The sequence below is a fragment of the Candidatus Methylobacter oryzae genome (assembly GCF_003994235.2).
Taxonomy (GTDB): Bacteria; Pseudomonadota; Gammaproteobacteria; order Methylococcales; family Methylomonadaceae; genus Methylobacter_A; species Methylobacter_A oryzae.
Genome location: NZ_RYFG02000100.1, coordinates 1 through 12,671, shown reverse-complemented (window position 1 = coordinate 12,671; position 12,671 = coordinate 1). Strand labels below are relative to the sequence as shown.

At 53.9% G+C, this 12,671-nt stretch carries 8 protein-coding genes; all 8 read left to right on the top strand.

Annotated features, from left to right (window positions below; genetic code table 11):
• Nucleotides 1–2 precede the first annotated feature (2 nt).
• Nucleotides 3–245, top strand: coding sequence for a hypothetical protein (locus tag EKO24_RS22705; protein WP_196240020.1), 243 nt, complete (start codon nt 3–5; stop codon nt 243–245).
• Between the two features lie 31 nt (nt 246–276).
• Nucleotides 277–1,629 (top strand): virulence factor family protein, encoded by a 1,353-nt coding sequence (locus EKO24_RS12265; protein WP_127029085.1) that lies wholly within the window; start codon nt 277–279, stop codon nt 1,627–1,629.
• A 27-nt stretch (nt 1,630–1,656) separates the two neighbouring features.
• Complete coding sequence (gene mprF / locus EKO24_RS12260; protein WP_127029086.1) at nt 1,657–4,233, top strand: bifunctional lysylphosphatidylglycerol flippase/synthetase MprF; 2,577 nt, start codon at nt 1,657–1,659, stop codon at nt 4,231–4,233.
• Nucleotides 4,234–4,595: 362 nt separating this feature from the next.
• Nucleotides 4,596–6,119, top strand: a complete 1,524-nt coding sequence (locus EKO24_RS12255; protein ID WP_127029087.1) for a S8 family serine peptidase — start codon at nt 4,596–4,598, stop codon at nt 6,117–6,119.
• A 303-nt stretch (nt 6,120–6,422) separates the two neighbouring features.
• Nucleotides 6,423–6,614 (top strand): hypothetical protein, encoded by a 192-nt coding sequence (locus EKO24_RS12250; protein ID WP_127029088.1) that lies wholly within the window; start codon nt 6,423–6,425, stop codon nt 6,612–6,614.
• On the top strand, nt 6,611–8,377 hold the full coding sequence (locus EKO24_RS12245; protein ID WP_127029089.1) for a thiamine pyrophosphate-requiring protein: 1,767 nt from the start codon (nt 6,611–6,613) through the stop codon (nt 8,375–8,377). Before EKO24_RS12250 ends, EKO24_RS12245 begins: the two co-directional genes overlap by 4 nt.
• Nucleotides 8,378–8,389: 12 nt before the next feature.
• Nucleotides 8,390–9,505 (top strand): enolase C-terminal domain-like protein, encoded by a 1,116-nt coding sequence (locus EKO24_RS12240; RefSeq protein ID WP_127029090.1) that lies wholly within the window; start codon nt 8,390–8,392, stop codon nt 9,503–9,505.
• A gap of 130 nt (nt 9,506–9,635) precedes the next feature.
• A complete protein-coding gene (locus tag EKO24_RS12235) occupies nt 9,636–12,521 on the top strand; it encodes an FAD-binding and (Fe-S)-binding domain-containing protein (RefSeq protein WP_127029091.1) in 2,886 nt (961 codons plus the stop codon).
• The last annotated feature ends 150 nt before the right edge of the window (nt 12,522–12,671 follow it).

Below are 12,671 nucleotides of genomic sequence, written 5' to 3'. Positions count from 1 at the left end.
TAATGCATCAATGGGCCCGTTACCATCATGAAAAGATTGTTTCATCTCGGTTGGGCGGCTTGTTCATCGCGGCGCTCATATCCATTACGCCGCCTATGGGCGCGGTGAACAGCGAATTGGCGCAGATGTTGGCGAGCGGCAGAATTGAAATTGTCGCGGATGCCGGACATGCCGCTCCTGTGACTCATGGCCGGCAGGTTAACCGGTTAAGCGCATCGTTTTTGAATATCGAACCGCCGATGTAATTCACACCGTTCCTTGAAAGTGGCCCAGCCGATGAAAATAAAAAAAGTTCTTCTTGTTTGCTTGCCGTTAATTGCCGTTGCGCTTGGCGTTGTTTGGGTAAAGCACGGCCATCCGCCCATTTTGCAAGAGTCGATAACCACTGAAAATTTTGGCGATATGGTCATCACGGAACCGTTATGGGGCTCTCAGGGGCAAGCGCTGGTTTTCGCCGATACAAAAAAATTCCCGGCAAACGTTCTGGGGGCGCATTTGGCGGGCGCGGGAGTGACTGCGGCCGTCGTGGATTCGGGGCCATTCTTAACAGGCTTTAATGCCGAAAGCGGTCAATGTCTTGATGACCAGTGGGTCGAGACATCGATAGAAGCGCTGGTAAAAAAAATGCCTACCTCTTCGGCAGGGCAGCTGATTATTGCCGGAATCGCCGATGGCGCGTTGGTTCCGTTTGTTAATGCCCAATCGGATTCGACAAGTCAGGCGACTAATCTTTCTATCGGTTTTTCGGTCGTATTGCCCGACCAACTGGTCCTGTGCCCACCCTTGTTCAGCCACTACCGGAACGGGCAGCATGTTTTGGTTTCATCTCCGGATTTGGAAGGTAGTTGGCGTTCGGTCTGGTCCGACCAGCCTCCGGCCGAGACCGCCGTTTTTATCAGGTCACTGGGAAATGTCGATACCCGGATTGCGGCTTACGATACGCCGCTCGATCAATTGCTGGTTGATGAAGTTAAAATGGCGCTCGGGAATAGCGGCCAATCGCCGCCGGCGATGCCGGTCGTCGAGGTGCCAGCTGCAAAGTCAGCGGATAAGGTAACGGTTTTTTATTCGGGCGACGGCGGTTGGCGCGACCTGGACAGGACTGTAGCCGGGGAAATGGCGGCGATGAATTATCCGGTGGTCGGCGTGGATGTGTTGCGTTATTTTTGGGAGCGAAAATCGCCCGAACAAGCGGCCGCCGACCTGTCGGCAACGATGGCCTATTACCGGAAAAACTGGGGGATAAAGTCGTTTGTCTTAGCCGGCTATTCGTTCGGGGCCGACATTTTGCCGGCTATTTACAATCGCCTGCCTCCGCAAGATAAAGACAGCGTTGCATTGCTGGCGTTGATCGCGTTGGCGGATAGCGCCGATTTTGAAATCCATGTTTCAGGCTGGTTAGGCCAAAATTCGAGCGGACATCCTGTGGCGCCGGAACTGGCCCGGATACCCAAAAACAAGATTTTATGTATTTACGGTAAGGAAGAAAAAGCCGAAACGGCTTGCACCGGGCTATCGGATAGCGAAGCCAAAATTCTGGAATTGCCGGGCGGCCACCATTTCGACCAGGATTATCCGAAACTGACCCGGCAAATTCTGGACGTATACCGGCAGCACGGCATTAATTGATTTTATCCCACAGAAAGAATAAGCATTATGACCAGCGAAACGCTAAGCCGATTGACTCAGAAAATCACGCATCTGTTGCCGTTGGCTTTGTTTGCCTGCGCGCTGTACATCGTTCATAACGAGATCAAAGTACACGATCTGAGCGACATCCTGGCATCGTTACATGAAATGCCGATGCGGACACTGTTCGCGGCTTTTCTGTTGACGGTGATTAACTATCTGATCCTGGCCGGTTATGACTGGCTGGCGTTGCGTTTTGCAGGCTATACAAAAATTCCGCTGTCAAAAATGACCGCGGCCGCCTTGCTGGGCTATGCGATCAGCAACAACACCGGCCATGCCTGGGTTGCCGGCGGTTCCATCCGCTACCGCTTCTATTCGAAATGGGGTGTGCCGGGTTGGGATATTGTAAAGATTTCGTTGTTCCAAACGATCACTTACCTATTGGGCGCGCTCAGTTTGGGTTTGGTCGGCAGCTTGTTATTGCCGCACTATTTAGCCAACGCTGTCCAAGAACCGCCTGCGATCCATTGGGTTAGCCTGATTTGCGCGGCGTCTTTGCTGGTTTATTGGGCCGCCGTTTTATTATGGCGCAAACCGTTGCCGGTTAAAGGTTTTGAGTTGTACCTGCCGTCGCCGCGTATCGCCGTTTGGCAAACGCTGGTATCGAGCATCGACATCGTGTTGTCGTCGCTGGTGCTGTGGGTTCTGCTGCTCGGCAAAGTCGACGTCGATTTCGGCGCCTTCGTCGTGGTTTTTGTGGTTGCGCAGGTTGTCGGCGTTATCAGCCAGGTGCCGGGCGGTATCGGCGTGTTTGAAAGCGCGTTTTTGTGGCTGATGTCGGATATTGACGTCACGGATCAACATTTGACTTTGATTGGCGCTTTGCTGCTGTATCGGGTCGTTTACTATTTTTTGCCGTTGCTGCTGGCCGGAGCGGGATTGCTCAGTTACGAAATCTACAGCCGCCGGGAGTTACTGGCCGACAGTGCGTTGAGCCGGACGCTATCCGCCATTGTGCCGCAATTGTACTCGCTGTTATTGCTGTTGGCCGGCGGCGTGCTGTTGATTTCCGGTTCGATTCCGGCCAACTCGGAGGTGTTGGACTGGTTAAGCGAGCTGCTGCCTTTGCCTGTCATTGAGCTGTCGCATTTGACGGGCAGCCTGACCGGTTTGCTGTTGTTGTTTTTGGCGCGGGGAATCCGTCTGAAAATCGATGCCGCCTGGTACGGCAGCCTGTTCTTGCTGGGCTTGGGCATTATTGTCTCGTTACTGAAGGGATTTGATTGGCGCGAAGCCTTGGTGTTATTAACAATACTGATGCTGATGCTGCCGACCCGCAGCTATTTCCAGCGCCGCTCGTCGTTGCTGCATATGTCTTTTTCGAAACCCTGGCTGGTCACGGTGATAATGATGTTGGCCGGTTCTGTCTGGCTGGGCTTTTTCGCTTATCGGGATGTCGAATATGCGCATGAATTATGGTGGCAGTTTTCCTATCAGGGCGATGCGCCTCGTTTTTTAAGAGCGTTGTTGCTGATCGCTGTCGTCACCGTCTGTTTTGGCTTATCGCGCTTGTTAAGCGTTGCTCCGCCGCGGCTTTTAAATAAACCGGCAGCCGCCGAGCTTGACGAAGCGCAACGCCTGCTGGTCCAGTGTTCGCATACCCAGGGATTTTTAGCGTTGTTGGGCGACAAGTACCTGTTTTGGAATACTGAGCGCAACGCTTTCATCATGTTTGACGTTACCGCGCAATTCTGGATTGCGATGGGCGACCCGATCGGCGAGCAATCCGCATTTGAAAACCTGCTTTGGCGGTTTCAGGAACAGGCTGACCGTTACGGCGCAAAAGCCGTCTTTTATCAAGTCGGCCCGGAATTGTTGCCGTATTATCTCGATCAGGGCTTATCGTTATTCAAGCTTGGCGAAGAAGCGCGCGTGGATTTGTCGATTTTCAGTTTGCAAGGCAAGCAGCGCGACGCGCAACGTAGCGCCCGCAACAAGTTCAATAAAATGAATTATCGTTTTGAAATACTGTCAGGCCCTGCTGTCGCTGCGGTAATGCCGAGATTGCGGCAAATTTCCGATGCCTGGCTGTCGAATAAAAACACCCGGGAAAAAGGTTTCTCGCTGGGCTTTTTCAATGAAGATTATTTACGCCGCACCGACGTTGCGGTAATAAAAGACGAATCGGGACAAATCAGGGCTTTTGCCAATCTTTGGCAAACCGCTAAGCGGCAAGAGCTGTCCATCGACCTGATGCGTTACGACCCGGACAGTCCGAAAGGCATTATGGACTTTTTATTTGCGGAACTGATGTTGTGGGGTAAAGAGGAGAATTACCAAGGGTTTTCGCTAGGCATGGCGCCGTTGGCAGGCCTTAAACGGCGTCCTCTGGCGCCGCTTTGGCACAAAATCGGCACAACCGTTTTCGATATGGGCGACCAGTTTTATAACTTTGAAGGTCTGTACGACTATAAAGCGAAATTTGCGCCGCATTGGCAACCCCGTTATCTGGCTGCGCCGGCGGGCTTATCGGTGCCTTTTATCCTGATGGTCATCACCCGGCTCATTTCAGGGGGCTGGCAAGGGATTTTCAGTAAGTAGACGTAGAGAGGTTGAAAAAAACCTTTGACTTCGGTTTTTTTCAACCTCTTGCTCGTTCCAGTCAGTGTTCATATTCAGCAATGTTATTTGGTTTTCTTGATGTTATGCCGGTTGATAAATTGTGGCATGAAAGTAGCTTTTACGCTCAACAAAACGGAAGGCCGGTTTGAGACTCAAACTTAGAAACCTGCCGTTGGTTTTTAATCGTATTTAACGGTAAACACGAAAGTCTTGGCTGTCGAATAATGCATAGCGAAGCGCTTTCCAGTATTTGCCGCTTAAAAATCACTGCCGGGATCAATGCCTTAAATTGGCAAGGATATGTTGGTGGTGGAATTCATTAATCAGGAGCAACAAATACTATGCTAAACGGCTATTTTTTCAATAAATCCGCTATCTACGCTGCGGATGGCAGTATTCAGGGTTACGAATTGACGGGCTTTACCGGTAGCGGGCTATTGGTTGAGAACATATACAACATTTCGGGGACTTTACTGGAACAGGATGTCCATGGATTCGGGTACGTCGCTAAATTGTTGCCGAATGCGCAAGGCGGCACTACCGAGAGCGATTATGTCGGCGGCATATTGAATACGGTCAGCGTGTTCGATGCCGACAATACACTGCTCTCGAAAACGCGATATGCGGCGGATGGCCGGACTGTTACCGAAACCGACTCGTTCAGCTACAACGCTCAGCACCAGCTCGCTACCGAAACACGCGCTAATGCTCAAGGAATATTCGAGACCGATACATTTTCCTATACGAATAACCAACTAAATACCGTTACCCATACCAATGCTGCCGGCGTGGTGACGGAAGTCGACCATTATTTGAACAATCATCTTCGTAACGTTACGTTTCCAACGCCAACGTCCGTGCCGACAACCACAACTCCTGTTTCCGAACCATCCAATACCCATTCATGGAGCAGCAGTAGCGGTTTGGGAGAAATTAGCGTTGTGAAGGCCTTGGATTTGGCGACAGGTGTAGCGCTTCCCGATATTGCTCCGCCTATAGCCGAGGAATGGGGCATTAATTCGGTAAAATTCCAGGATGCCTGGGCGGCGGGCTACACCGGGAAAAACATAGTCATCGCCGACATCGACACCGGCGTTGACCTGCATAATAGTGCGTTAACGCATAACCTGAGCCGGTACAATTGGAATTTCATCGATAACAACAATAATGTTCAGGACGATAACGGACACGGGTCGTTTACTGCAAGCGAACTGGTAGCGGCGGCGAGTTCTAACAATAACGGCGTGATCGGCGGAGCTTACGATGCGCAACTGATGGTCTTGAAAGCCTTGGATGCTTCGGGGAAGGGGAGCAATAACGACATTGCCGCCGCGGTGACCTATGCGGTGGACCACGGAGCGAATGTCATCAATATGTCGTTGGGCGGATTATCGTCGCCGGATTCGACTTTGCAATCGGCACTGCAATATGCCTCCAGCCATGGCGTAGTCGTTGCAATTGCAGCCGGTAACAGCGGTGCCAGATCGCCCGATTATCCGGGAGCCTATGCGCAAAATGTAAACGACGTGGTCGTGGTTGGCGCTACGCAGCAATCGGGCTCAGCAATGACGTTGGCCGGTTTTAGCAATCGGGCGGGAAGTTCGACTGCTTATAATTATGTCGACGCGCCAGGCGTCAAACTACAAGGCTACAATGCGATAGGGCAGGTCGTAACCGAATCGGGCACTTCGATGGCAACGCCCTTGACCGCTGCCGAAGCGGCCGTAGTCGAGCAGGCTGTCAAAAATCTTCATCCCGATTACAGCATTAACCAAATAGCGGATCAAGTCGTTGCCGATATTACTCAAACCGCGACGCCCTTGAGTTTGGTTGGCGTTGCTTCAACGCTTCCTACCTATGCCTGACGGCAACAACAAAGTCATCTATTCTCGTAACGGTTCGGAACCGTTACGAGGTTCTGAGCGTTAACAGACGGCTTATTGCAATAGTATCCAACTACCGCAAAATTATTTTAATTCAGCGTTATTTAACGTACATAAGGCTGAAAAATTTTCGCGTATAAACTTTTGCAAAGAATTATTTGTTCGCAGTGCCGGTAAACCCTGCCGGAGTTTCAAAAAGACAGGTCATAAAAATCTAGGACAAGTTTCCGCCAATTTTCAGGTTCGGAAATTTTTAATTGTTAAAAATTTTCCCAGGAGAAGATTATGGCAACAGTAACAAACAACCCGACAGATCAAGAAGACGACATAACCCGTTGCGCTCGTCCCGGCTGCGCCTGCAAAGTAGAGCCTGGACAGGCATATTGCAGCACCGGCTGCGAGGAACAGCCGGACGATGAAGCATGTAATTGCGGACATTCGGACTGCATGCCTGAAGCAAAGGGAGGCAGCTTATGACTGGAAACGTCAGCGATTTCTTGGTAAGTCGCTTATCCGACTGGGGCGTCAAACGCGTTTTCGGCTATCCGGGCGACGGCATTAACGGCATCATGGGCGCACTGAACCGCGGTTCCGACAAGCTTGATTTCGTGCAAGTCCGGCATGAAGAAATGGCTGCATTCATGGCTTGCGCGCACGCCAAGTTTACCGGCGAAGTCGGCGTTTGTCTGGCGACGTCCGGTCCCGGCGCGATTCATTTGCTAAACGGCTTGTACGACGCCAAGCTCGATCATCAGCCTGTCGTCGCAATTGTCGGCCAGCAAAAACGCATGGCCTTGGGCGGAAATTACCAGCAGGAAGTCGACCTGATGTCCTTGTTCAAGGATGTCGCTCACGAATACGTGCATATGGTCACCACGCCTTCGCAAATGCGCCATATTATCGACCGTGCGATGCGCATTGCCCAGAACGAACGCAACGTCTGCTGCATCATCGTGCCTAACGACGTGCAGGAAATGGAGGCCGAAAAGCCGCCGCACGAACATGGCAGCGTACCTTCAGGCCTCGGCTACGAAGCGCCTTTGACCGTGCCGCACGCCAGGGAATTGCAACATGCCGCCGACGTGCTGAACGCCGGAGAAAAAGTCGCGATATTGGTCGGCGCCGGCGCGCTGCATGCGACCGACGAGATCATGGAAGTCGCCGACCTGCTCGGGGCCGGCGTTGCCAAAGCCTTGCTCGGCAAAGCCGCGCTGCCCGACGACCTTCCTTATGTGACCGGTTCTATCGGCTTGCTGGGCACCAAGCCCAGCTACGACATGATGATGGAATGCGACACACTGCTGATGATCGGTTCGAGCTTTCCGTATTCCGAGTTTTTACCGGAAGAAGGCCAGGCGCGGGGTGTGCAAATCGATATTAACGGCCGCATGATCGGCATTCGCTACCCGATGGAAGTCAACCTGATCGGCGACAGCGCCGAAACGCTCAGGCTGCTGACGCCGTTGTTGAAGCGGAAAGAAGACCGCAGTTGGCGTCACCGTATCGAACGGCATATCCGGCGGTGGTGGGACACGATGGAGAGCCGGGCGATGGAGTCGGCCGATCCGATCAACCCGCAGCGCGTGTTCTGGGAATTGTCCCCTCGGCTGCCGGATAACTGCATTATCAGCTGCGATTCCGGCTCCGCCGCGAACTGGTACGCTCGCGACCTGAAAATCCGCCAAGGCATGATGGCTTCGTTGTCCGGCGGGCTGGCGACAATGGGACCGGGCGTGCCTTATGCGATTGCGGCCAAGTTTGCCCATCCCGACCGCGTCGCGATTGCGCTGATCGGCGACGGTGCGATGCAAATGAACGGCATGAACGAACTGATCACGATCGGCAAATATTGGCAGCGTTGGAGCGATCCGCGCCTGGTCATCATGGTCTTGAATAATCGCGATTTGAACCAAGTCACCTGGGAGCAACGCGCGATGGAAGGCGATCCTAAATTCAAGGCTTCTCAGGATTTGCCGAATTTTCCGTATGCGCATTACGCGGAGTTGATCGGCCTGATGGGCATCCGCGTCGACCAACCGGAACAATTGGCCGATGCCTGGGACCGCGCACTGAGCGCCGACCGCCCGGTCGTGCTTGAAGTTTTTGCCGATCCCGACGTGCCGCCGTTGCCGCCGCATATCACCTTCAAGCAGGCGAAAGCCTATAGTTCGGCGATTTTGCAGGGCGACCCGGACTCGGCCGGTATTATCAAGGCTTCGGTTAAACAAATCTTTTCTTAAGCCGGAGACGCGATGGACCGAAGCAGCCGCATCAATTTCAACGGTCCGCCTATCTCCGGGGTACGAAGTTCGGCTTATTGCATCCCGACCGCCACGCCGGAAGCGGACGGCACGCTGGCTTGGACGTCGACCACGCTGGTATTGGTCGAGGCCGACGCAGACGGCAAGACCGGCATCGGTTTCAGCTATGCCGATACCGCCACCGCAAAGTTGATTAACGATAGTCTTGCCGAGGCGGTTGCCGGTTGCGACGCGCTGGCTGTCGGCTATTGCCGGCAGGCGATGATTGCAAGAATCCGCAATTTGGGCCGGCCGGGCATTTGTTCAATGGCGATTTCGGCGGTCGATAACGCGCTATGGGATTTAAAAGCGAAGCTGCTCGATCTACCGCTGGTATCGTTGTTGGGCCAGGTGCGCACAAGAGTTCCGGTTTACGGCAGCGGAGGCTTTACTTGCTATTCGGTCGAGGCTTTGCAAGAACAGCTTGCGGATTGGACCGGTAGCGGCATAACCCGTGTCAAAATGAAAGTCGGCAGCGAGCCGGGGCACGATGTCAGCAGGGTCGCCGCAGCGCGAGATGCAATCGGGCTGAACAACGAGTTGTTCGTCGATGCGAATGGCGCATATTCGCGCAAGCAGGCGCTGGCGATGGCGCAAGCTTTTGCCGATGCGGGCGTGTCGTGGTTCGAGGAGCCTGTATCCAGCGACGACCTGGAAGGCTTGCGCTTGATACGCGACAGTGCGCCGCCGGGCATCGACATCAGCGCCGGCGAATACGGCTATGACAGTTTTTACTTCCGGCGCATGCTGCAAGCCGGCGCGGTCGACGTGTTGCAGGCCGACGCCACCCGTTGCGCCGGCATTACCGGCTTCATGCAAGCGGCCGTGCTTTGTCAGGCCTTTAACTTACCGCTGTCCAGCCATTGTGCGCCGTCGATACATGTTCATCCGTGTTGTGCAGCGCAACCGCTACGGCATCTGGAATATTTTTACGATCATGTCCGGATAGAAAAAATGCTGTTCGACGGTGCGCTTGAACCGGTCAATGGCGAGTTGATTCCCGATCTTTCACGGCCGGGGTTAGGGCTGGAGTTTAAGCATGCGGATGCGGTGCGGTATGCGGTGTGAGGATATTGCTTCATTCGGTAGGGTACGCATTGCGTACCATTTTCAACAGGATTAAAGCTCAAAAAGGTACGCGATGCGTACCCTACCTTTTCACATGCTGTCTGCTAACGATTCCACGGAGACATAAGTTATGGCACCCACCATGATCGATACAGTCGCCCTGATCGACGAACTGAACCGAAGCATTCAAGGCGAGGTGCGCTTCGATAATAGCAGCCGCGCGCTCTATGCGACCGATGCGTCGAATTACCGGCAAGTACCTATCGGCGTGGTCATCCCAAAATCGGTCGATGACGTCATCGCGACAGTCGCGGCTTGCAATAAATACGGCGCGCCGATTGTCTCGCGCGGCGGCGGCACCAGTTTGGCCGGGCAGTGCTGTAATGTGGCGGTCGTGATCGATATGTCCAAATACCTGAACCGCATCCTCGATCTAAATCCCAGTCAAAAAACCGCCAGGGTCGAGCCCGGCTGCGTGCTGGACGAGCTGCGCGATGCGGCCGAAAAACATCATTTAACTTTCGCGCCCGATCCGTCGACGCATACGCATAACACGCTCGGCGGCATGATCGGCAATAATTCCTGCGGCGTGCATTCGGTCATGGGCGGCAAGACCGTCGATAATGTGCTAGAGCTGGACGTGTTGCTTTACGACGGCACCCGGTTGAAAGTCGGCAAGACCGATATACGGGAGTTCGAACGAATTGTCGCCGAAGGCGGCCGGCGCGGCGAAATCTACACGCGACTGAAAGCGTTATGCGACCGGCAAGCCGGCCGAATCCGAAACCGCTACCCGAAAATTCCCCGCCGCGTTTCCGGCTACAATCTCGACGAACTGTTGCCGGAAAACGGCTTTAATGTCGCCCGCGTGCTGGTTGGCAGCGAAGGCTCTTGCGTCGTTATTTTGGAAGCCACGTTGCGGCTGGTCGATAGTCCGCCGTCGCGTTCGCTGCTGGTGCTCGGTTACCCGGATGTATTCAGCGCCGGCGACCATGTTCCGGAAGTTCTCAAGCACAAGCCGATCGGCCTTGAAGGTATCGACGATCATCTGGTCGCGGACATGAAAGCCATCAACCTGCATCCCGAAGATGTCCAGTTATTGCCGGACGGCGGCGGTTGGCTGCTGGCCGAATTCGGCGGCAACAATAAAAGCGAGTCCGACGCGCGGGCAACTGCCTGCATGGACGCGCTAAAGCAAGCGGGCAATCCGCCAACGATGAAACTGTTCGACAATCCGAAAGAAGAAAAAATGATCTGGAAAGTGCGCGAGTCCGGTTTAGGTGCAACGGCTCATGTACCGAACAAGAAGATTACCTGGGAAGGCTGGGAGGATGCGGCGGTGCCGCCCGATAAAGTCGGAAACTATCTGCGCGATTTTCGCAAACTGCTGGAAAAGTTCGGCTACGCTTGCGACCTGTACGGCCACTTCGGCGATGGCTGCATCCATACCCGGATCGATTTCGACCTGGAAACGGAGGAGGGCATACGAAGCTTCCATTCATTTTTAAACGAAGCGGCTAATCTGGTCGTCGGCTACGGCGGCTCGCTGTCCGGCGAGCACGGCGACGGTCAATCGAAAGCCGAATTCCTGCCGCTTATGTTCGGCGACGAGCTGGTGCAGGCATTCCGGGAGTTTAAAACGATTTGGGACCCGGACGGCAAAATGAATCCCGGCAAGATCGTCGACGCTTACCTGCCGACCGAGAATCTGCGGTTGGGCGCCGGTTACGAGCCGGTACAGTGGGATACGCATTTTCAGTATCCGAAAGACAAAGGCCGATTCGACAGGGTTATTTTGCGTTGCGTCGGCATCGGCAATTGCCGCCAGCATCACTCCCAAACCATGTGCCCGAGTTATAAAGTCACCCGCGAAGAAAAGCATTCCACACGGGGCAGGGCGCGCTTGTTGTTCGAAACGATGCGCGGTGAAGTGATCAAGGACCTTTGGCAAAGCGAGGAAATGAAAGATGCGCTGAACCTGTGCCTGGCTTGCAAAGGCTGCAAGGGCGATTGTCCGGTCAATGTCGATATGGCGACTTACAAGGCCGAGTTTCTGTCGCACTATTACCAGCGTAAACGGCGTCCGCGCGAGGTTTATGCGTTCGGCTGGATTAACCGCTGGGCGGCGCTGGCTTCGTACGCGCCGGGAGCTGTTAATTGGCTGTCGCAAGCGCCGGGCTTTAGTCGGTTGATCAAAAACGCGGGCGGCATCGCGCCGCAGCGCAGCATTCCGCAATTTGCGCCGGAAACATTTATACACTGGTTTAAACACCGCGAACCCGGCAAACAAAGTCAGCAAGTCATTCTGTGGCCGGATACGTTCAACAACTATTTCCATCCTGAAACCGCGATAGCCGCGGTCGAAGTGCTGGAAGCGGCGGGGTTTCAGGTGCGTCTTCCGGAACGCCGTATTTGTTGCGGCCGGCCTTTATACGATTTCGGCATGCTCGATCAGGCCAAGCGTCAATTGCAGCGGATTGTTAGCGATTTACGGCAGGCAATTCACAGCGGTATTCCTGTAGTCGGACTTGAACCGGCTTGTGTGACGGTATTTCGCGACGAATTGGTCAACCTTTTTCCAAACGATGAAGCCGCGCAACAGTTGAGCCGGCAAACCTATTTTTTTAACGAATTTTTATTGAAGAAAGCGCCGGATTTCCGGTTTCCGGCTCTTCAGCGCAAGGCCATACTGCACGGCCATTGTCATCAAAAAGCGATTATCAAAACCGATGACGATCAAATCGTGCTCGGAAAGCTCGGCCTGGATTTGCAATATTTGGATTCGGGCTGCTGCGGCATGGCAGGTTCATTCGGATTTGAAAAAGATAAATACGAAATATCGCGGCAAATCGGCGAACTGGTTTTATTACCGGCGCTACGTGCCGCAACGCCCGATACGCTGATAGTCGCCGACGGCTACAGCTGCCGCGAGCAAATCGCGCAATTGACCGGCCAGCATGGTTTGCATAGTGCGGAAGTGATTCGGATGGCGTTGCAGGAGAATGGGCAGGGTTGATTTGGTCTTGCTACGCGGGCAATACTCCGATAGGCAGACCTTCCAGATTTTACGACTGTCATGGATGGCGACCGAGACTGCTCCCGGCAGTCCTCGGCATTTCCTCCATCCATGGAGGTCAGAAGTGCTGGAGCTGCCGGGAGCGGCTCC

Coding starts and splice junctions, on each gene's coding strand:
- EKO24_RS22705 (WP_196240020.1), top strand. CDS start 3: ATGCATCAATGGGCCCGTTACCATCATGAAAAGATTGTTTCATCTCGG.
- EKO24_RS12265 (WP_127029085.1), top strand. CDS start 277: ATGAAAATAAAAAAAGTTCTTCTTGTTTGCTTGCCGTTAATTGCCGTT.
- mprF (WP_127029086.1), top strand. CDS start 1,657: ATGACCAGCGAAACGCTAAGCCGATTGACTCAGAAAATCACGCATCTG.
- EKO24_RS12255 (WP_127029087.1), top strand. CDS start 4,596: ATGCTAAACGGCTATTTTTTCAATAAATCCGCTATCTACGCTGCGGAT.
- EKO24_RS12250 (WP_127029088.1), top strand. CDS start 6,423: ATGGCAACAGTAACAAACAACCCGACAGATCAAGAAGACGACATAACC.
- EKO24_RS12245 (WP_127029089.1), top strand. CDS start 6,611: ATGACTGGAAACGTCAGCGATTTCTTGGTAAGTCGCTTATCCGACTGG.
- EKO24_RS12240 (WP_127029090.1), top strand. CDS start 8,390: ATGGACCGAAGCAGCCGCATCAATTTCAACGGTCCGCCTATCTCCGGG.
- EKO24_RS12235 (WP_127029091.1), top strand. CDS start 9,636: ATGGCACCCACCATGATCGATACAGTCGCCCTGATCGACGAACTGAAC.